Source organism: Pseudomonas sp. rhizo25 (assembly GCF_031931935.1).
In the GTDB taxonomy this organism is placed as follows: Bacteria; Pseudomonadota; Gammaproteobacteria; order Pseudomonadales; family Pseudomonadaceae; genus Aquipseudomonas; species Aquipseudomonas synxantha.
This window is the reverse complement of record NZ_JAUJXA010000006.1, coordinates 165,918-185,130: the sequence shown is the minus strand read 5'-3', so window position 1 is coordinate 185,130 and position 19,213 is coordinate 165,918. Positions and strand designations below refer to the sequence as shown.

At 60.8% G+C, this 19,213-nt stretch carries 18 protein-coding genes; 6 read left to right on the top strand and 12 right to left on the bottom strand.

What is annotated here, in order from left to right:
- Positions 1–44: 44 nt before the first annotated feature.
- The 3 genes from QZR30_RS15805 to QZR30_RS15795 form a co-directional block, all read right to left on the bottom strand.
- A complete protein-coding gene (locus tag QZR30_RS15805; RefSeq protein ID WP_046071762.1) occupies positions 45–527 on the bottom strand; it encodes a hypothetical protein in 483 nt (160 codons plus the stop codon).
- Positions 528–805: 278 nt separating this feature from the next.
- Positions 806–1,030: a hypothetical protein gene (locus QZR30_RS15800; RefSeq protein ID WP_005790139.1), complete on the bottom strand. Its 225-nt coding sequence runs from the start codon at positions 1,028–1,030 to the stop codon at positions 806–808.
- A 442-nt stretch (positions 1,031–1,472) separates the two neighbouring features.
- Entirely contained in the window at positions 1,473–1,778 is a 306-nt protein-coding gene (locus tag QZR30_RS15795; RefSeq protein WP_274355381.1) for a hypothetical protein, read from the bottom strand.
- Between the two features lie 457 nt (positions 1,779–2,235).
- On the opposite strand from QZR30_RS15795, the gene QZR30_RS15790 reads away from it, so the two are divergent.
- Entirely contained in the window at positions 2,236–2,559 is a 324-nt protein-coding gene (locus QZR30_RS15790) for a sel1 repeat family protein (protein WP_046071764.1), read from the top strand.
- A 175-nt stretch (positions 2,560–2,734) separates the two neighbouring features.
- Positions 2,735–4,099 (top strand): DNA recombination protein RmuC, encoded by a 1,365-nt coding sequence (gene rmuC / locus QZR30_RS15785; RefSeq protein ID WP_177342334.1) that lies wholly within the window; start codon positions 2,735–2,737, stop codon positions 4,097–4,099.
- 62 nt (positions 4,100–4,161) lie between these two features.
- Here the strand turns inward: rmuC and QZR30_RS15780 are convergent, their stop codons facing one another.
- The 3 genes from QZR30_RS15780 to QZR30_RS15770 form a co-directional block, all read right to left on the bottom strand.
- Positions 4,162–7,632: a hybrid sensor histidine kinase/response regulator gene (locus QZR30_RS15780; protein ID WP_311903654.1), complete on the bottom strand. Its 3,471-nt coding sequence runs from the start codon at positions 7,630–7,632 to the stop codon at positions 4,162–4,164.
- Positions 7,633–7,749: 117 nt separating this feature from the next.
- Complete coding sequence (locus tag QZR30_RS15775; protein WP_046071767.1) at positions 7,750–8,133, bottom strand: YbaN family protein; 384 nt, start codon at positions 8,131–8,133, stop codon at positions 7,750–7,752.
- Between the two features lie 20 nt (positions 8,134–8,153).
- Entirely contained in the window at positions 8,154–8,741 is a 588-nt protein-coding gene (locus QZR30_RS15770) for a UPF0149 family protein (RefSeq protein ID WP_043049657.1), read from the bottom strand.
- Positions 8,742–9,016: 275 nt separating this feature from the next.
- On the opposite strand from QZR30_RS15770, the gene recQ reads away from it, so the two are divergent.
- Together recQ and QZR30_RS15760 are read left to right on the top strand one after the other, a co-directional pair.
- Positions 9,017–11,146 carry a DNA helicase RecQ gene (recQ, locus tag QZR30_RS15765; RefSeq protein WP_046071768.1) on the top strand — a complete coding sequence of 710 codons (2,130 nt, stop codon included), beginning with the start codon at positions 9,017–9,019 and terminating at the stop codon, positions 11,144–11,146.
- A gap of 121 nt (positions 11,147–11,267) precedes the next feature.
- Entirely contained in the window at positions 11,268–11,702 is a 435-nt protein-coding gene (locus QZR30_RS15760; RefSeq protein WP_046071769.1) for a MarR family transcriptional regulator, read from the top strand.
- A gap of 129 nt (positions 11,703–11,831) precedes the next feature.
- Here QZR30_RS15760 and QZR30_RS15755 read toward each other — a convergent pair whose 3' ends face one another.
- Entirely contained in the window at positions 11,832–14,021 is a 2,190-nt protein-coding gene (locus tag QZR30_RS15755) for a patatin-like phospholipase family protein (protein WP_056847909.1), read from the bottom strand.
- A gap of 84 nt (positions 14,022–14,105) precedes the next feature.
- Between QZR30_RS15755 and QZR30_RS15750 the strand changes: the two genes are divergently transcribed.
- A complete protein-coding gene (locus tag QZR30_RS15750) occupies positions 14,106–14,393 on the top strand; it encodes a SelT/SelW/SelH family protein (RefSeq protein ID WP_046071771.1) in 288 nt (95 codons plus the stop codon).
- Between the two features lie 34 nt (positions 14,394–14,427).
- Here QZR30_RS15750 and QZR30_RS15745 read toward each other — a convergent pair whose 3' ends face one another.
- The 3 genes from QZR30_RS15745 to QZR30_RS15735 all read right to left on the bottom strand — a co-directional run bounded on the left by QZR30_RS15745 (position 14,428) and on the right by QZR30_RS15735 (position 16,572).
- Positions 14,428–14,709 (bottom strand): hypothetical protein, encoded by a 282-nt coding sequence (locus QZR30_RS15745; RefSeq protein WP_059397771.1) that lies wholly within the window; start codon positions 14,707–14,709, stop codon positions 14,428–14,430.
- A 130-nt stretch (positions 14,710–14,839) separates the two neighbouring features.
- Positions 14,840–15,724 carry a DMT family transporter gene (locus QZR30_RS15740; protein WP_056847911.1) on the bottom strand — a complete coding sequence of 295 codons (885 nt, stop codon included), beginning with the start codon at positions 15,722–15,724 and terminating at the stop codon, positions 14,840–14,842.
- Between the two features lie 98 nt (positions 15,725–15,822).
- Complete coding sequence (locus QZR30_RS15735; RefSeq protein WP_056847912.1) at positions 15,823–16,572, bottom strand: AraC family transcriptional regulator; 750 nt, start codon at positions 16,570–16,572, stop codon at positions 15,823–15,825.
- A gap of 137 nt (positions 16,573–16,709) precedes the next feature.
- Here QZR30_RS15735 and QZR30_RS15730 point away from each other — a divergent pair, with 137 nt between their 5' ends.
- A complete protein-coding gene (locus QZR30_RS15730; RefSeq protein ID WP_056847913.1) occupies positions 16,710–17,519 on the top strand; it encodes a UDP-2,3-diacylglucosamine diphosphatase in 810 nt (269 codons plus the stop codon).
- Between the two features lie 124 nt (positions 17,520–17,643).
- Here QZR30_RS15730 and QZR30_RS15725 read toward each other — a convergent pair whose 3' ends face one another.
- Both QZR30_RS15725 and QZR30_RS15720 read right to left on the bottom strand, forming a co-directional pair.
- Positions 17,644–18,837: an amino acid aminotransferase gene (locus QZR30_RS15725; RefSeq protein WP_311903647.1), complete on the bottom strand. Its 1,194-nt coding sequence runs from the start codon at positions 18,835–18,837 to the stop codon at positions 17,644–17,646.
- Positions 18,837–19,193 carry a 4a-hydroxytetrahydrobiopterin dehydratase gene (locus tag QZR30_RS15720; RefSeq protein WP_005790113.1) on the bottom strand — a complete coding sequence of 119 codons (357 nt, stop codon included), beginning with the start codon at positions 19,191–19,193 and terminating at the stop codon, positions 18,837–18,839. Before QZR30_RS15720 ends, QZR30_RS15725 begins: the two co-directional genes overlap by 1 nt.
- Positions 19,194–19,213: the final 20 nt, after the last annotated feature.

Sequence of the window (19,213 nt, the reverse complement as noted above, 5' to 3'; positions counted from 1 at the left end):
AGACCAGAATTCAGGTTTTTTGGCGAATCTTGCATTTTGCCCGGTCAACACGCCGCCTGTTTTATGGGGCAGGCGCAGGTTTGCCACGCTTGAGTGAAATCCCGCAGACGACCTTGTGGATGGAAAATTTCTTTCCAGATACGCGCCATGGCCAGCACATCGCCGGGCGCAGGCAGGGTGTAGCGACGCTGTTCCACCAACAGCCAAGCGATGGCCGTGGCGTAGCGCAGGTTTACAGTCAGTTCCAACTGAGGTGCACTGAGGAAGGCATGTTGGCTGGCCAGCCCGCGGACCAGGCTCGCCCGCTCGGGGTCCAGCGCCAGGTAGTCATCCCAGAGCGCACGGTGGCGCGGTTCGGTGATGCTGTAGAGGCCATGGCCGCGTCGATCATGCAAGGCCGAACCCAGTTCCGATTGGCTGGCAGCAATGCCCAGTAGCAGGGATTCGGCTGCAGCGTCATGGCGGCCGAGGTACATCAACGTCGGCCTGATCACATAACGACACAATTCGCTGGCGGCAATACCCATACAAGCCTCAGTCCAATATAGGGGTGGACGAGCCTGAGAAGGGAGGGCTTGGCAGCGGTGAATCGGATCTCAGGCCCGTCGCAAGCGGATCATGCCGCTCGAGTTGAAGTGTAGTGTCATATTTATGATGTAAAGGACTGTTTTTAAAACATCTTCTTCATTCGGTTATAACGTTTATATCTATTTGTACTTAATTCAAGGGCTTGGCGACCATATTCCAGGCAATAAAAAACCCTGTTTTTCAGACAGGGTTTTTGTATTTCAGCGACTCGGGTCGATCAGGCAGTCAATGCCTGACGGGTACGCTCGATCACGGCCTGCAGCGGCTCTGCGCTGGAGTATTGATCGGGGTATAGGCGTTCGCTGTGACGTGCGATGCCGTGTTCGTTGACCAGGGTGAAGCTGAAGCAGCCTTTGCGAGCGGCCATGATCAGGCAGTTCATTGGGGCAAAAGCGTTAGTGAGGGTGCGAATGGCATCCTGAGTGTGGATTTGAGCGTTCATATTATTGGTGTTCCTACAAATGACACGGATAAGAACCGTGCAACGTTAAAACGTTCCAGTAACGCTGATCACCATTGATCAAGCGAAGAACCTGACTGGAACAAAGCAGCCAGTTTGAAGCGCTGATAAATTAGGCGCGCTTGGGCTGGCAGGTAGGTACTTAGGAGGGCAGGCAACACAACAGGGGCAAAGGTTCTGGGCCCAGGGTGAAGATCCTGATCAATTTGCAGGTTGGTTCGGTCAGAGTATTGAAACTTCGCGACACCCTTTGCTTGTTCAAAGGCTGTGTCGTCGCAAGGAATACCTGGAAACCATCGAGGTGGTCGATCCCATGTGTTCAGGGGATTTGTTCGACCAGAATTGACTTTCAGCTTGGTACTAACGCCGCGGATAGTAACGGATCGAAACGGGGAAGGGAAGGGCAATGGCAAAAAAACTTCAATCAACCGCCGAGCCACCCGCGGTAGACCAGTACCGTTATCGAGGCTGCCAGAGCGCAACCCAAGCCGTAGGCCGCAAGCGTCAGGCGCAAGGACTGCCCGCTCTCGATCACGCCCATGACCTCGCGCATGTCATTGATCTTGCCGTCACCCAATTCAATGCACAGGCTCACTGCGGTGAAAGCCGCCGCCAACAGGATCGCGCTGGCGAACAGCGCGCCGTCCGGGGAAGGTAGCACGGCATTGATGCCCAGGGAGGTCGCGCAGATGGCCAATAGCAGCACGGCGAATAACAGAATTCCTTTCATCGGCCCTACAGGGTTGCGTTGTCGGTGGGGCAGTGTGGCGAGACGCGACACATTTGGAAAGTCCCTGGGTTTGTCCGGGCAGTAACATGTTTAAGGCATGTTGAATCAAAAAACGCTGACCTTATAACCCCCACGCGGGTACTTGTGCACATTGGTTGCGACGTGTGTAACCCCTCTGTTCCTGACCTTGAACGGCGCGCATTTGCCTGCATTCAAAATTTAAGTCAATGAAAAATCTCGCTTTTTTTTATTGGTGAAAAAATCGTCAGTTTGACTGCGGCCCCCGTTCCGTGGGCCTTTGCGCCCGTTCAAGGGGGGTTGTCCACTGAGTTATCCACAGCTTCTGTGGATTGTCCCGAGCGCTTGCTCTAGAACGGGCGTGCCGGGTTTTTTCAGCTTTACCTGTACGAAAAAAAGAGTAGAGTGGCGCGCCTTCTGTTCTGTCCCGCAGTGCTTTATGAAGTTTCGCTCAGTATCACCTTCTGTTACCGACACTCGTCAAACTGTTACCGCCCCCAAGCGTTTCTCCTTGAAGGTCGCTTTGTGGCTGCTCGATAGCCCTCGCCTGGGGCAAAGTACCAACATCAAACACTTCGCTGGACGCTTGCTCAAACAGCCAGCCCGGGAAGGGGTGGTGGCCGCGCAGAGCCGTCTGGGCCAACTGATGTGTCGCGAATGCGGGAACGCCCGCGACCGCCGTATAGGCTACGACCTGCTGCGCTCGGCCGCCCGCGCCGGCGACCGGCGCGCCCAGCGCGAACTGGGGCAGGTCGAAGACTGAGCTGTCCTCCAGCCCTGCGCTTGGTTACCCTTGTTTTTTTTCGGTGATGGCAGAAATGGCTATGGTTGTTGACTGGACCAGTATCGCCTTGGGACTTGTTGGCGCAGCAGTACCTTTGTTGGCGCTGTGCTGGCAACTCCAGCGACGTCTGAGCGCGCGGGCCACCGGCTGGGAACTGCTGGAAGAGCGCCTGGCGACCGCGCAACTGGCCCAGGAGGGGCTCGCTGCCCAATTGGACGCCAGCCGCGATGAGATCAGTGACCTGAGCCACGCTAATGCCGCCAAACAGGCCGACCTGGCTGCCCTGCGCCGCGAAGTCGAGCTGCTGCAGATCGACCGCGATAACGCCCGCGACGCCGCCCACGCCTGGAACCTCGACCGCAGTGCCAAGGAAACCGAGCTGCGGCGTCTCGACGCCCTGGCGGCGGCCCTGAGCGCGGAGCTGCGCGAGCAACAAGAGAGCCATCAACAACGCCTCACTGACCTGCAAGGCTCACGGGATGAGCTGCGTGCGCAGTTCGCCGAGCTGGCCGGCAAAATCTTCGATGAGCGTGAGCAGCGCTTTGCCGAAACCAGCCAGGAACGCCTGGGCCAACTGCTCGATCCGCTCAAGGAGCGCATCCAGTCGTTCGAGAAGCGAGTCGAAGAAAGCTACCAGAACGAAGCCCGCGAGCGTTTTTCCCTGGCCAAGGAGCTGGAGCGCTTGCAGCAACTGAACCTGCGCCTGTCGGATGAAGCCACCAACCTGACCCGGGCCCTCAAGGGCCAGAAAACCCAGGGCAACTGGGGCGAGCTGATCCTTGAGCGGGTGCTGGAGCACGCGGGCCTGGAGAAAGGCCGTGAATACCAGACCCAGGTCAGCCTCAAAGGCCCGGATGGCGAGCGTTTCCAGCCGGACGTACTGATCATGTTGCCGGGCGACAAGCAGGTGGTGGTCGACTCCAAGGTCAGCTTGACCGCCTATCAGCAATACGTCGCGGCGGATGATGAGGTAATTGGCCAGGCGGCGCTCAAGCAGCACGTGCTGTCTCTGCGCAATCACGTCAAAGGCTTGGCCGGCAAGGATTACAAGCGCCTCGAAGGTTTGCACAGCCTGGACTTCGTCCTGCTGTTCGTGCCGATCGAAGCGGCTTTTTCCGCGGCATTGCAGGCCGAGCCCAACCTGTTCCAGGAGGCCTTTGACCGCCATATCGTGATTGTCAGCCCGACCACCTTGCTCGCCACCCTGCGGGTGATCGACAGCCTGTGGAAGCAGGAGCGCCAGAGCCAGAACGCCCGGGAAATCGCCGAGCGTGCCGGGTGGCTGTACGACAAGTTCGTGCTGTTTATCCAGGACCTGGACGAGGTGGGCAATCGGTTGCAGCAGTTGGACAAGGCTTACAGCGCGGCGCGAAACAAACTGACAGATGGACGCGGGAATCTGGTCAGTCGTACCGAGCAACTAAGGCTGCTCGGTGCCCGTGCCAGTAAGAGCCTGCCGGCGGATCTGCTGGAACGGGCGATGACAGATTCGGATGGCGTAGCGCATCTCCCCGAATAAACACAGGGTCAAATGTGGGAGGGGGCAAGCCCCCTCCCACATTTTGACCGAGTACAAGCCATTTACAGAGGCAGGTGCCTGCTCAACAGTGCCCGCAACGCCGCCGGCTTCACCGGCTTGGCCAGGTAATCCAACCCCGCGCCATGCACCTCGGCGACCATCTCCGGGCGCCCGTCGGCGCTGATCACCACACCGGGAATCGGCTCGGCCAGTTGCGCCCGTAGCCAGCCCATCAGCTCGGTGCCGGTTTCGCCATGGTCCAGGTGGTAATCCACCAGTGCCAGTTGCGGGCGCATGCCGTCGGCCAGCAGTGCCGCACATTCGGCCTGATTGGCTGCGGTCCAGACTTCGCAGCCCCAGCGCGTGAGCAGGCTGCGCATGCCGATCAGGATGCTCTCCTCGTTATCCACACACAGCACCCGGGCGCCGCTCAAAGGCAGGCCGTTTTCCGCCGGCGCCTTGGGTTGCGGGCTGGCCTGGTTGCGCGCCAGCGGCACGCACACGCTGAAGACGCTGCCCTTGCCCGGCCAGGAGCGCACACTCAATTGATGCCCCAGCACACGGCACAAGCCGTCGGCAATCGCCAGGCCCAGGCCCAGACCCTTTTCAGCCCGGGTCTGGTGGCTGTCCAGGCGCTTGAACTCTTCGAAAATCACCTTTTGTTTATCCAGCGGAATGCCTGGGCCGCGATCCCAGACTTCCAGGCACAGTTCGCCTTGGCGTCGACGTACACCAAGCAGCACTGGGCCGTCGGCATAACGGAAGGCATTGGTCAGAAAGTTCTGCAGGATCCGCCGTAGCAACTTGATGTCGCTGTCTACCCGCAAGCGGCTGGCGCGCCAACGGAAGCGCAAGCCTTGCTCATGGGCCAGCGCCTTGAACTCAGCGCCCAGGGTGTCGAACAGCTCATTGAGTACAAAGGGCTGGCGTTGTGGATTGATCTTGCCGTTTTCCAGGCGGGAGATATCCAAAAGGTCGCTGATCAGGTCTTCGGCCGAGCGCAACGAGCTGTCCAGGTGCTGCACCAACTGCCGTGCCTCGCTGGACAGGCCGTCGTGCTGATGGGAGAGGGCGGCGGAGAACAGCCGTGCGGCGTTCAGCGGTTGCATCAGATCGTGGCTCACCGCCGCCAGGAATCGCGTCTTCGATTGGCTGGCGGACTCGGCCACGCCCTTGGCGTCGGTGAGGGCCACATTGAGCTGCGACAGTTCATGGGTGCGTTCGGTGACCCGCTGCTCCAGGCCCTCGTTGGCCTCGGTCAGCGCTTGTTCGGCTTCGCGGAACGCGGTGATGTCGGTGAAACTCATGACAAAGCCTCCGCCGGGCATCGGGTTGCCGATCAGCTCGATCACCCGACCATTGGGAAACAGGCGCTCGGATGTGTGCGCACGGCCCTGGCGCATCCAATGCAGGCGGCGCGCCACGTGCACTTCTGCCTCGCCAGGCCCGCACAAGCCGCGCTCGGCGTTGTAGCGAATAATGTCGGCAATCGGCCGGCCGACGCTGATCAGGCCGTCCGGGTAGTTGAACAGCTCCAGGTAGCGCCGGTTCCAGGCCACCAGTTTGAGGGACTGGTCCACCACGCTGATGCCCTGGGTAATGTTCTCGATGGCGCCTTGCAGCAGGGCACGGTTGAACTGCAGCACCTCGGAGGCCTCGTCGGCGATTCGTACGACGTCCTCCAGCTGCATTTCCCGCCCTTCAATCGCCGCTTTCACCACGGCTCGCGTCGAAGAGGCACCCAGTACACCCGCCAGCAAGCGTTCGGTGTGGGCAATCCAATCGTTATCGGCATTCTGGTTGGGGTTGAAGCCTTTGCCCTGGCGATAGGCAAAGCGAATAAAGCTCTGCTGGGCACGTTCTTCGCCGACAAAGCGTGCCGCCAGGCTGAGCAGGTCGCTGATCTGCACCGACAACATGGACCGGGCATTGGCACGCTGGCTGATTTCCTGGCCGATAAAACGCCCAGCCTGCCAGTGTTCGGACACCCGTGTGCGTGACAGCATTGACACCCACACGAACAAGGTGAAGTTACCCGCCAGGGAAAATACGGTGCCTAAGGTCAGCGATGTCACCGACAGCCCGAACGGGTGGGAATGCATCCAGGTCAGGCCGGGGAAAAGGCTGAGCGACCAACCCAGGCTTTTCGCGGTAACTGGCAGGACCAAGGTGTAGAACCACAGGAATGTACCCGCGGCCAAGCCGGCAAAGACGCCCCGGCGGTTGGCCTGCTTCCAGTAGAGTGCGCCGAGCATTGCCGGGGCCAGTTGGGTCACGGCGGCAAAGGCGATCTGGCCGATGGTAGCCAGGCTGGCGGTAGAACCCAGCAGGCGGTAGCTCACATACGCCAGCAACAGGATAATCACAATGCTCACCCGGCGTACCGAGAGCATCCAGTGGCGGAATACTTCAAATGGCCGCTCGGCGCTGGAGCGCCGTAACAGCCAGGGCAGCAGCATGTCGTTGGAAACCATGGTCGACAAGGCGATGCTGGCCACGATCACCATGCCGGTGGCGGCCGAGGCACCGCCAATGAACGCCAGCACAGCGAGAGCTGGATGGGCCTGGGCCATTGGCAGGCTGATCACATAGGAGTCTGGCAGCACCGAGCCAGGCAGCAGCATCTTGCCACCTAGGGCGATAGGCACCACGAACAGTGCAGCCAGGATCAAGTAGGCCGGGAATACCCATTTGGCCAGGCGCAGATCCTGGGGGTCGATGTTTTCAACCACGGTCACATGGAATTGCCGTGGCAGACAGATAATCGCCATCATGGCGACGCCGGTCTGTACCACCATAGAGGGCCAATTGATGGTCTCTTTCCAGTATTCCTCCAGGCGTGGCGCGAGCATCGCCTGGCTGAACAGGTCGCCGAAGCCGTCGTACAAGCCGTAGGTGACAAACGCACCGACGGCAAGAAAAGCAAACAGCTTGACCAGGGACTCAAACGCAATCGCCAGCACCATGCCGCGATGGTGTTCGGTGGCGTCGAGGTTGCGCGTACCAAACACAATGGTAAACAGCGCCAACACCAGGGACACGATCAAAGCCGTGTCCTGGGCCCGGGTGCCGGTGGTGTCGGGGCCGGCGCCGATCAATAGGTTCACCCCCAGTACGATGCCTTTGAGTTGCAACGCGATATAGGGCAGCACGCCGACCAGGCAGATCAACGCCACCACCACCGCCAGGGACTGGGATTTGCCGTAGCGGGCGGCGATAAAGTCGGCAATCGACGTGATGTTTTCCTGCTTGCTGATCAGGATCATCTTCTGCAGCACCCAGGGTGCCAACACCAGCAGCAGCACCGGTCCCAGGTAGATCGGTAAAAATGCCCACAACTGTTCGGCGGCCTGGCCTACAGCGCCAAAGAAAGTCCAGCTGGTGCAGTACACGGCCAGCGACAAACTGTAGACCCACGCACGCACACGCGGTGGCAGCGGCGCATGGCGGCGGTCACCGTAAAAGGCAATGGCAAACATAATGGCCATATAGGCCAGGGCAACGGCGGCAATCAGCCCGCTGGACAGCGTCATGGTAACTCCGAGCATAAGAACACCCAGGCACTCCAGGCCCGGTTGGACAGTCTCGCATGATGCCTGGGGTTAGTCAGTGTCGACCAAGGTCGTGTGGGATCTAATGTCGCAGGTGCGTCAGCGCGGTGGCAGGGTTTTCTGACGCAGGATATAGATCGTCACCAGGACCGCACTGGTCAGCATGAAGCCGCGTGCCCAGGGCAGGGGTACCAGATAGCAGGAGATCGCGATGCTCAACCACATCAAGCCGATGGCGTAGACCTTGCCTTTGAGCGGGATGCCATTGCCGTCCAGGTAGTCACGGATCCAGGGGCCCAGGCGCGGGTGCTCCACCAGCCAGCGGTAGAAACGCGGGGAGCTTCGAGCGAAGCAGGCGGCGGCGAGCAGGAGGAAGGGCGTGGTCGGCAACACCGGTAGGAAAATGCCTATCACTCCCAGCGCTACGCTGAGCCAGCCAATGGCCAGCAGCGCGTAGCGCAGGAGCAGCGAGCGGTTGCCCATGGGTGCCACGGGCAAGCGACTCAGTGGTGACGTGGCTTGAGGATCGCCGGTTTTTCGTCAGGCGCGTTGCACAGCAGGTACAGCGCGGTGAGGGCTTCCGGGATCTGTACGATCATGTCGTCCATCAGGTTGGCGTCGGCGGCGATGTCGGCGAACTCCGGCTGGTCGTCGAACAGGCCGGAACCGACCATGATCGGCAGCAGCATTTCGCTGACTTCTTCCTCGGCGGTTTCGAACCAGGCGGCTTCGCGCAGGAACACGCCTTCCATGAAACCGATGCACCAACCGCGCAGGTCGGAGTCGTCCGGCTCTTCACCCAGGTCCAGGTCGCATGGCAGCTCGAATTCCTCATCGGAGGCCAGCTGGCGGCCGATGTGGGCCTTGAGGGCCAGCAGGGTGGCTTCGATTTCTTCGCGCTGGGCGGCGTCGGCGTAGTGAGGCTCTTCGGCGAACAAGGCGTCGATCCACTCACGGTCCGGTACCACGTCAGAAGAGATCGACAGGGCGGTCAGGTAGCCGTGGGCGGCCACGTAGTCCAGCGCCTCGTCATGCAGCTCATCGGCGTCGAGGAAGGCTTGCAGGCGGGTTAGTTGCTCAGCGAAGGACATTGAAGGGCTACCTTGGGAATAAACGATGCTGAATTCTAGGCTTTCTTGAGCGCCCAGGCCAGCCGCACCGCACATTTGCCCGGTTTTAGCGTGGGCGTCTATTCGTCAGGCGCGCCCTTTGGCGGATGATGCTCGGGTATACTGCCGCGTTTTGTGATGCCCCTGCAGGCCCAGCGCCAATCCGGGAAAACTTCGCTTACGGATTATTTACCGTGGCAGCGCATTTTTTCGGCCAGCCTGTACAGAGGGATTTCGGCACCATTTTGGAGTTTTACATGCTCGAGCAGGCTCAACGCGTCCTCAAGGACATCTTCGGCTACGACAGTTTTCGTGGCCGCCAGGGTGCGATCATTGAGCGCGTGGCCAATGGCGGCGATGCCCTGGTGCTGATGCCTACCGGTGGCGGCAAATCCTTGTGCTTCCAGGTGCCGGCACTGTTGCGCAATGGCCTGGCCGTGGTGGTGTCACCACTGATTGCGCTGATGGACGATCAGGTCGCCACCCTTGAAGAGCTCGGTGTCGCCGCTGCGTCGTTGAACTCCACCCTCAGCGCCGAACAGCAGCGCGACCTGGCCGCCCGCATCAAGCGTGGCGAGGTGAAGATGTTGTATCTGGCACCCGAGCGCCTGGTGCAGCCGCGCATGCTGTCCTTCCTGCAGAGCCTGGACATTGCCCTGTTCGCCATTGACGAAGCCCACTGTGTATCGCAATGGGGGCACGATTTCCGCCGCGAATACCTGCAGCTTGGCCAGTTGGCGGAACTGTTCCCCGACGTGCCGCGCATCGCCCTGACCGCCACCGCCGACAAACGTACCCGCGAAGAGATCGTCGAGCGCCTGCATTTGCAGAACGCCGAGCGTTTCCTGTCGAGCTTTGACCGACCGAATATTTTCTACCGCATCGTGCCCAAGGAGCAGCCGCGCAAACAGTTGCTGGCGTTCCTGTCCGAGCGGCGTAGCGATGCGGGCATTGTCTATTGCCTGTCGCGCAAGAAGGTCGACGAAGTCGCCGCATTCCTTTGCGAACAGGGCTATCCGGCGTTGCCTTACCACGCAGGCCTGCCGAACGATCTGCGTGCCTATCACCAGAAGCGCTTCCTCAACGAGGAGGGCCTGATCATGGTGGCGACCATCGCCTTCGGCATGGGCATCGACAAATCCAACGTGCGATTCGTCGCGCACATGGACCTGCCCAAGTCCCTGGAGGCCTATTACCAGGAAACCGGGCGCGCCGGCCGTGATGGCCTGCCGGCAGATGCCTGGATGGTGTACGGCCTGCAAGACGTGGTGATGCTCAAGCAGATGCTGCAGAACTCCGAAGGCGACGAACGCCATAAGCGCCTGGAGCAGCACAAGCTCGATGCCATGCTGTCATTGTGTGAAGAGACCCGCTGCCGGCGCCAGACGCTGCTGGCCTATTTCGACGAAGACATGCCCGAGCCCTGTGGCCACTGCGATAACTGCATCGACGGTGTGCAGACCTGGGACGCCACCGAGCCGGCGCGCCAGGCATTGTCGACGATCTACCGCACCGGCCAGCGCTATGGCGTGGGTCACCTGGTGGATGTATTGCTGGGCAAGGACAACGAAAAAATCCGCAGCTTCGGCCACGAGAAACTCTCGGTCTACGGCGTTGGCAAGGCCCGCGCCGAAGGCGAGTGGCGCTCGCTGTTCCGGCAGATGGTTGCCCGTGGCCTCGTCGATATCGACATCGAGGGTTACGGCGGGCTGCGCCTGAATGACAGTTGCCGACCGTTGCTCAAGGGTGAGGTGAGCCTGGAGCTGCGCCGTGACCTCAAGCCCCAGACCACCGCCAAGAGCAGCAGCACCAGCCAGGCCAGTCAGCTTGTACGGGGCGAGGAGCGCGAACAGTGGGAAGCCCTGCGCACCTTGCGGCGCAAACTGGCGCAGGAACACAGCGTGCCACCCTACGTTATCTTCCCCGACTCCACCTTGCTGGAGATGCTTCGCGAACAACCCACTACCATGGCCGAGATGGCCCGGGTCAGCGGTGTGGGTGCGCGCAAGCTTGAGCGTTACGGCCAGGCGTTCCTCGAAGTGCTTGGTGGCCAGGCCGAAGCACCGAAGGAAGTGGCCGATATTCGCCACGAACTGATCAGCCTGGCCCGCGCCGGCATGACCCCGATCCAGATCGCCGGTCAGCTGCAATGCTCGGAAAAAAATGTGTATACCTTGCTCGCCGAAGCCATCGGCAAGCAGCAATTGTCGTTGGAGCAGGCCCTTGATTTGCCTGAGGATTTGCTCGGCGAAATTCAGGATGCATTTCTCGATGGAGAAGGCGAATTGCCACCTGTCGCGGAGATCGCCTCGTTGTTCACCGGACGTGTTCCTGAGGGCGTTTTGTACTGCGTACGTGCCGCTTTGCAGTCGGAATTCGAAATTTAATGCGCCAATTACGACAATGTAACGAATCAGTACATACCGGGCCTTGCCTACTGACATGGCTCATGCTTAGCTGACTAATAATTAGCCATACTTTATTTTCAGTCTTAAACATGAGTTTTTTATGCCGTTAACCGATCAACACCGTTTTGGCATGCAATTGGCGCAAATGTCCCGAGGTTGGCGCGCCGAGCTGGACCGCCGCCTGGCGGGGCTGGGCTTGTCCCAGGCGCGATGGCTGGTGCTGTTGCATTTGGCCCGTTTTGCACAAGCCCCTACCCAGCGTGAATTGGCACAAAGTGTTGGCGTGGAAGGGCCGACCCTGGCGCGTCTGCTCGACAGCCTGGAAGGCCAGGGCCTGGTGCAACGTCAGGCCGTGGTGGAAGACCGCCGCGCCAAACGCATCCTGCTGTGTGATACCGCCCAGCCGCTGATTGATCAGATCGAGACCATTGCCACGGCGTTGCGTCATGAGTTGTTCGTTGGGGTGAATGAAGAGGATCTGCGCGTGTGCATGCGTGTGCATGAGCACATCCTGGCGAACCTGGAAAAGTCCTGATCGCCCATTCACTGGGGATCAAAATGTGGGAGGGGGCTTGCCCCCGATTGCGGTGGGCCAGCTACAGAATTGTTGACTGATACCCCGCCATCGGGAGCAAGCCCCCTCCCACATTAGTTCGGTGCTGTGTCAGAAGGTCTGGCCGAGGTTCAGGTACACCGCCTTCTGGTTATCATCATTGAACCCATAGCTGAAATTCAGCGGCCCCAGAGGCGTATCAAACCCGAGGAAGATACTCGCGGCGTTGATATAGCCGCTGTCGAACTCATTATCGTTATTCCACGCCCGGCCCCGTTCCAGTGAGGCGCCCAGGTACAACGGGAAGTCCAGCGGCAGGTACGAACGCGGGGTCAGTCGGCGGAAGTACACCGCACGCATCAGGCTCACGTTCTGCCCCGAGATCGCATCCTGGCGAAAGCCCGACAATTGCCGCGCTCCACCCAGCTGGAAGCTGGAAATCACCACATCGGAATCATCCAGGGTACGTCCGTAACGACCGCCCAGTATCAACGTGTCCGGGCCATGGCTCATGGCCTTGTCCAGCTTGAACTCCCATTGGCGGTAACGCTGGTCCGAGCCCAGCCCCGGTTCGAACTCGCGATAGGCCAGGCCGATGTCCTCGCCGCTATGGGGGAAGTACACGTTGTCAAAGGAGTCGAATGAATATTTAAGTTCATAGAAGCCTTCGCTGAAGCTCACGCTCGGCAGGTCGCGGTCGCCAATACGTACGTCGGCCTTGCCCCAGGCCTCGCCAACGCCGAAGCGGATCTCGCCGCTGTTGCCGATCTGCCGGCCCACGTTCAAGCCGAAACCGTAGCGTTCCAGGCGATATTCGGAGATGGGGTCGTTGTCCAGGACCAGTTCTACGTTCTGCGCCTCGGCTCTGATATACGGCGCGACAAAGTAACGCGAGCCGGTGTCCATCGGCTGGTAGAACTCGCTGTACAGCTCTTGCCGATCACCGATCTGCACCCGCGTCAGCCATTCGGCGCCGAGGCGGTTGATACCGTTGACGCGATAGCTGGCGCCGAGATTGAAGGCGCTGTCGCCGCGCATATCATCCGACAGGTTCAAGCCCAGGCGCAGGTAATCGGTGCCGCTGCGTTTGCCGCGCGCGCTGATCACCAGGGTATTGTCCTGGCCTTTTTTCACCACGCGGTATTGCACCTGCTCGAAGTAATCCAGGCCGTACAAGGTGCCCATGTCCGATTGCAAGCGGCCCAGGTTCAGTGGCTCGCCCAGCCCCTGGCGGATGTAGTAGCGGATCACGTCGTCACTGACTTTGGAGTCGTTTTCCACCTGTATCGCGGTGATCACCGGGGTGCGTTCGCCTGGCGTGCGCGCAGCCACCAGCTCAGGGTCGATAGGCTCGGCGGGGCGCAGGTGCGCCAGGCGTACATCAAGGGCGCGGGTGGCGCGGTAGCCGGCGTCGATCATGTCCTTGGCGCGGCCGAAGTCCGTCACGCCATAGGCGGCCAGGGGCGGCTGGATCAGCACATCCTTGGGGTTCAGGGCCTTGAGTTGTTCTTCGGAATTGCGCCGGGTCATCAGGGTGATGGATTGGTTGAGCACGTCCACCACGGTTGCCAGTTGCTTGCGCGAGCGCAGCGGGGTGCCGATATCGACCACGATGGCGATGTCGACGCCCATCTCCCGCGCCACATCCAGCGGAATATTGTCGGTCATGCCGCCGTCCACCAGCAGGCGCCCGTCGAGCTCCACCGGGGCGAACACGGCAGGGATCGACATGCTGGCACGTATTACCTGGGGCAGGTGGCCCTTGCTGAACACGACTTTTTCGCCGGTGGTGATGTCGGTGGCCACGGCGCGGAACGGGATCGGCAGCTTGTCGAAGTTACGGGTGTTGCTGCTATGGGCAAACATGCTTTCCAGCAGCAGCGCCAGGTTCTGGCCCTGGATCACGCCCAGCGGCAGGCCGAGGCTGCCGTCGTCGCGGAAACTGAGTTTCTGCTTGACCAGGAAATCCCGGTCGTCCTGTTTGCGTCGAAACGGTACGTCTTCCCGCGGTGGGGCGTCCGACAGGGCCTGCTGCCAGTCGATACCCAGCGCCAGCTTCTCCAGTTCATCGATCTTGTAGCCCGACGCGTACAGCCCACCGATCACCGCGCCCATGCTGGTGCCGGCAATCGCGTCGATATGGATACCCTGTTCCTCAAGGGCCTTGAGCACGCCGATATGCGCCAGGCCGCGGGCGGCACCGCCGGACAGCACCAGGCCGATTTTGGGGCGTGATGTTTCCAAGGCGTCGGCAAGCAGGGGGACAAGGCACAGGAGCAGGCAGGACAACAGGCGGCGCATCATCAATCTCGAGGCTGGGCGATAAAGGCCGCTATTATAGCCACCCGATGCGTCGGGCCCGTCATGTGAGGAGCGGCTTAAATTATGTCTGCAAGCAAACCTGAGATCGTTATCACTTATTGCACCCAGTGCCAGTGGCTGTTGCGCGCTGCCTGGCTGGCCCAGGAGCTGCTCAGTACATTTGCCGATGACCTGGGGCGCGTGGCGTTGGAACCGGCCACCGGCGGCACCTTTCGCATCACCTGCGATGGGGTGCAGATTTGGGAACGCAAGGCCGACGGCGGTTTTCCCGAAGCCAAGGTGCTTAAACAGCGGGTGCGTGACCAGATCGACCCGCAGCGCGACCTGGGCCATAACGATCGTACGCAATGAAGGTCACCGCCACAGAGGGGCGGTGACCCTATCGCTACTTGGCGGCAAGCTTTTGCTTGATAAAACCGACCACCCACGTCAACACCAAGCCACCGACGCCACCGCCGACAATATTGCTGCCGACCGCAGCCACATCCAGCGCTTCGCCATTGGTGGTGCCGGTGAGTGCGGCGACAATCTGGCCCAGCACCAGGCCGCCGACCCCGCCGAGAAAGGTATTGAGCCCTGTCCCCAGGCTCTGCCTGGTCATGCCGGCAATGTTGCCGCCGACGGCACCGCTGATGATCTTGACCAGCAAGCTGATGAGCATTTCCATGATGAAGCTCCTGCATCGCTTTGAGGGATGACCACTCGCTTGCAGCAACTTCAGAAAACACCATGGCTGTCGTCGAGGAGTCTTTATCCGTTGAACGACTACAGACTGTTGCGGACGCTTGAAGTATAGATCAGGCCGTTGCCGTCGGCTGTTTCGCCTGGCTGGCGCTGCCCATCAAGCCGGAAAGCACGATGGCGACGATGATCAAGGCACCGCCCAGCAGCATGCGCAAGGTCGGCGTTTCGGCGAACAACAGCCAGGCTACGGTGATGCCGTAGACCGGTTCCATGGCAAACACCACCGAGGCGGTGCGTGCCTTGATCACGGCGAGGCTGGCGACAAACAGGCTATGGGCAAGGCCAGTACAAAACACGCCCAGCAGCCCGATCCACAACCAGTCAATGGCGCGCACGTCCGCGAGTCCCGGAGCGGCCACCGGCAGCAGGCACACGGCGACCACCACGTTCTGGCACAGCGCTGCCTGCACGGCAGGAACGCGCCCGGAGCTGGCGCGATTGTTCAGCGACAACAAGGAGAACAACAACCCCGAGGCGATCCCCCACAGCAACCCGCCCGTGGCCTCGCTGGCGAGGTTGAAATCCGGGGTGACCAGCACCAGGCCAACGCTGACCAGGACCACCAACAGCACTTCATTGGCACGAATGCGCTCGCGGAAGATCAACCCTTCAAGGATCACGGTAAAGGCCGGGAAGGCCGTGAACCCCAGGGTTGCCACGGCCACGCCGGCGACTTTGACGGCAATGAAGAACGTCACCCAATGGGCGGCCAGCAGCACACCGCTGACCAGCAAGCGGCGCCAGTCGCGCATCTCCAGTTTCTTCCAGGGCGCGTTGCTGGCAAAGCGGGCAAACACCGCCAGGGCAAGCACGGCAAACGCGGCACGCCCAAACACGATGATGGCAGGGGAGGCCGCTGCCAGCTTGCCGAATACGCCAGTGAGGCCAAACATCAGTGCGCCGATATGCAGGGCGCCAAGGGCTGAGCGGGGAGTCATTGTGATCCTTGAACCAACGGGGTAACAGCCTCGCAGTCTAGAGGGTTGGTTCGCGGGTGTCTGTCGCCGGTCTCGCGTTTTTTAGCGTGGGGCTCTTGTCAGTCGCCCCGGCGCAGGGCGCTAGGGGAGGCGCCAAACTCGCGAAGCATGGCTGCACTGAATGCGCTCTGCGAGGCATAGCCAACGCGCTCGGCAATCTCACCGATGGCCAACGGTGTGCCGCGCAAAAGCTCCAGCGCCATATGCAGGCGACGACTGCGTAGATAATCCATCGGCGTCTGCCCGCATTCGGCCATGAAGCGTGCATGCAGGCGCGCCACGCTAAGCCCGGCGATACGCGCAAGGTCAGCCACCTGCAACGGGTGCGCAGCGTGGCGCTGGATATGGGCATTGAACGCCGCATAAGGCAAGCGTCGACCTGGCAGCGCTTGGGCCTGGGGCTGATTGAGACTGGCCAGTAACAGCACCGCACCTTGCTGGACGATCAGCGGGTCGTGCACCGGGCTGTGCGCCAGCCACTGCACCAGTTGGCTTTGCCGCGGATTCAGCGTCAGTCGCGACGGTTGCCCCAGCAAGCGACGACTGGCATCGGCATGCTCACCCAAAGATTGCACCACCCAATGCTCGGTCGGTACATCCAGCACCAGGCAGCGGCTACCGTCGCGGCTGCCACAGGCGTGGTGGGTGGAGAAGGGCAGCACCATCACACTGCTTTCGCGTACCTGGCTGCCACGGCCATCGACTTCCAGGTCCAGGTGCCCGGACAGACCGAACACCAGCTGCGCATGATCATGGCTGTGGGCGATGGGCGCTTCGAGGTAATGGCGTAGCGTGAGGCTCGGGCTCATCGCGGTCTCCAGGGCGGCAATGCGCCAGTCTACAACGCTTTGCGGGCATCGAGCGCTGTCATCAGACTGACGCATGGCTGTCATGGGCTATTAATCGCCAAGGCGCAAGCTCGCGAAAACAGCGTCGAGGGATGCCCATGAGCCATGCCGAGTTCACCAAGCCCAGCCGCAAGCAACGGGTGCGAACCCTGTGGATTTCCGACGTGCATCTGGGCACCCGGGATTGCCAGGCTGAACACCTGTCACAGTTTCTCAAGGGCTATCACGCCGACAAGGTTTACCTGGTGGGCGACATTATCGACGGTTGGAAAATGCGCGGCGGCATGTATTGGCCCCAGGCCCACACCAACGTGATCCGCCGCCTGCTGACCATGGCCAAGCGCGGCACCGAGGTGATCTACGTCACCGGCAACCATGATGAGTTTTTAAGGCGCTATTCCAAGCTGATCCTCGGCAATATCCAGTTGGTGGACGAGGCGGTGCATGTAACCGCTGATGGTCGGCATCTGTTGGTCATCCACGGCGACCAGTTCGATGTGATCACCCGCTATCACCGTTGGCTGGCGTTCCTCGGTGACTCGGCCTACGAATTCACCCTCACCCTCAACCGCTGGCTCAATCATTGGCGTGCACGCTATGGCTACGGCTACTGGTCGCTGTCGGCGTACCTGAAGCACAAGGTGAAAACCGCCGTGAGCTTTATCAGCGATTTCGAAGAGGCCATCGCCCACGAAGTCACCAGGCGCGAACTGCATGGGGTGGTGTGCGGGCATATCCATCATGCCGAGATTCGCAAGGTGGGGGAGGTGGATTACCTCAATTGCGGGGATTGGGTGGAGTCATGCACGGCGTTGATCGAGCACTGGGATGGGCATATCGAGCTGTATCGGTTGGCGGATGCTCAGGCCAGGGAGGCGCAGCTCAAGGCTGAAATGGTCACGGGCTAAAAACCAACTCGGTTAAAAATGTGGGAGGGGGCTTGCCCCCGATAGCAGTGGATCAGCCAGCAACTATTCAGCTGACACACCGCAATCGGGGGCAAGCCCCCTCCCACATTGGGTCCCGGGGTTTTCAGTTGTAAACGTCGGCGATAGCTTGGGCCAGCAGCGTCAAACGTGTCGCATCCACCCCGGCCACGTTGGCCCGGCCTGAACTGACCATATACACGCTGTGCTTCTCGCGCAGTTGCTTGACCTGATCGGCACTCAAACCGGTATAGGAAAACATCCCGCGTTGTGCGCCGATATGGGCAAACTTCTCGGCCAAGCCATGGGGCGCCAACGCTTCCACCAACCCGGAACGCAAGTGCGCGATCCGCGAACGCATGGCCTCGACTTCCTCGCTCCACAGTTTTTTCAGCTCGGCATCACCAAGAATGGTCGCGACCACGGCAGCACCATGATCAGGCGGCGTCGACCACAGATTGCGCGCGATATTCGCCAGTTGGCTGCGCACATCGGTGAGTTTTTCCGCATCCGCGGCACATACGATCAACGCGCCCACACGATCGCGATACAAACCAAAATTTTTCGAGCAGGAACTGGTGACCAGCACTTCCGGCAGTTCAGCTGCGAACAATCGCACCGCCCAAGCGTCCTGCTCCAGGCCATCGCCAAAGCCCTGGTAGGCAAAGTCGATCAGCGGCAGCAACTGGCGTTCACGCACAATCTGCAACACCTGGCGCCAATCATCCTGTGACAGGTCGAAGCCGGTCGGGTTGTGGCAGCAGGCGTGCAGTAGCACCACATCGCCCTTGGGCACCGTTGACAGGGTTGCCAGCATCGCCGCCACATCCAGGCGGTTGTCACTGCCCACGTAAGGGTAATGACTGACCTTGAGTCCAGCCTTGGCGAAGATGGTTTCGTGGATCGGCCAGGTCGGATTGCTCAGCCACACGCCACGGCCAGGCAGGCTCTGGGCGATAAAATCGGCGCTCAAGCGCAGGGCACCGGTGCCGCCTGGGGTCTGGGTGGCGCCGGCACGGCGCTCGCGCAGCAAGGCCGAATCGGCACCGAGTACCAACTGGCTGATCAGCGTGCCGAAAGCCGCATCGCCATGGCCGCCGATGTAGGTCTTGGTCACCTGGGTATCGACCAGGCGCTGCTCCGCAAGCTTCACCGAGTGGGGAATCGGCGTCAGGCCCTGGTCGTCCTTATAGACGCCCACACCCAGGTCGAATTTGTCCGGGTTGGCGTCCTGGGCATACAGGTCCATCAGCCCGAGGATCGGGTCGCCGGGCACGCGGCCAATGGCGTCGAAGTGCATTACTTGCGGCCCTCGGCGGTCTTGGCCACTTCATCGGTGCGTGCGGCCATGATGAAGTCGTTGCGGTGCAGGCCCTTGATCGAGTGGCTCCACCAAGTCACAGTGACTTTGCCCCATTCGGTGAGCAGGCCAGGGTGATGGCCTTCGGCCTCGGAGATTTCACCCATGGCGTTGGTGAAGGCTAGGGCGAACTTGAAGTTCTTGAACAGGAAAACCTTTTCCAACTGCATGACGCCGTCGCGCACTTCGATGTTCCAATCGGGGATCTGCTTGAGCAGCACCGGCAGTTCTTCATCGCTGACTTGCGGGGCATCGGCGCGGCAGGCTTCGCAGTGGGCTTGGTTCAAGGTGGTCATGGGAGGTGTCCTGAATTCGA

Excerpts from the sequence above, each read along its gene's own strand:
- QZR30_RS15805 (WP_046071762.1), bottom strand. The coding sequence starts at position 527 with ATGGGTATTGCCGCCAGCGAATTGTGTCGTTATGTGATCAGGCCGACG.
- QZR30_RS15800 (WP_005790139.1), bottom strand. The coding sequence starts at position 1,030 with ATGAACGCTCAAATCCACACTCAGGATGCCATTCGCACCCTCACTAAC.
- QZR30_RS15795 (WP_274355381.1), bottom strand. The coding sequence starts at position 1,778 with ATGAAAGGAATTCTGTTATTCGCCGTGCTGCTATTGGCCATCTGCGCG.
- QZR30_RS15790 (WP_046071764.1), top strand. The coding sequence starts at position 2,236 with ATGAAGTTTCGCTCAGTATCACCTTCTGTTACCGACACTCGTCAAACT.
- QZR30_RS15780 (WP_311903654.1), bottom strand. The coding sequence starts at position 7,632 with ATGACGCTGTCCAGCGGGCTGATTGCCGCCGTTGCCCTGGCCTATATG.
- QZR30_RS15775 (WP_046071767.1), bottom strand. The coding sequence starts at position 8,133 with ATGGGCAACCGCTCGCTGCTCCTGCGCTACGCGCTGCTGGCCATTGGC.
- QZR30_RS15770 (WP_043049657.1), bottom strand. The coding sequence starts at position 8,741 with ATGTCCTTCGCTGAGCAACTAACCCGCCTGCAAGCCTTCCTCGACGCC.
- recQ (WP_046071768.1), top strand. The coding sequence starts at position 9,017 with ATGCTCGAGCAGGCTCAACGCGTCCTCAAGGACATCTTCGGCTACGAC.
- QZR30_RS15760 (WP_046071769.1), top strand. The coding sequence starts at position 11,268 with ATGCCGTTAACCGATCAACACCGTTTTGGCATGCAATTGGCGCAAATG.
- QZR30_RS15755 (WP_056847909.1), bottom strand. The coding sequence starts at position 14,021 with ATGCGCCGCCTGTTGTCCTGCCTGCTCCTGTGCCTTGTCCCCCTGCTT.
- QZR30_RS15750 (WP_046071771.1), top strand. The coding sequence starts at position 14,106 with ATGTCTGCAAGCAAACCTGAGATCGTTATCACTTATTGCACCCAGTGC.
- QZR30_RS15745 (WP_059397771.1), bottom strand. The coding sequence starts at position 14,709 with ATGGAAATGCTCATCAGCTTGCTGGTCAAGATCATCAGCGGTGCCGTC.
- QZR30_RS15740 (WP_056847911.1), bottom strand. The coding sequence starts at position 15,724 with ATGACTCCCCGCTCAGCCCTTGGCGCCCTGCATATCGGCGCACTGATG.
- QZR30_RS15735 (WP_056847912.1), bottom strand. The coding sequence starts at position 16,572 with ATGAGCCCGAGCCTCACGCTACGCCATTACCTCGAAGCGCCCATCGCC.
- QZR30_RS15730 (WP_056847913.1), top strand. The coding sequence starts at position 16,710 with ATGAGCCATGCCGAGTTCACCAAGCCCAGCCGCAAGCAACGGGTGCGA.
- QZR30_RS15725 (WP_311903647.1), bottom strand. The coding sequence starts at position 18,837 with ATGCACTTCGACGCCATTGGCCGCGTGCCCGGCGACCCGATCCTCGGG.
- QZR30_RS15720 (WP_005790113.1), bottom strand. The coding sequence starts at position 19,193 with ATGACCACCTTGAACCAAGCCCACTGCGAAGCCTGCCGCGCCGATGCC.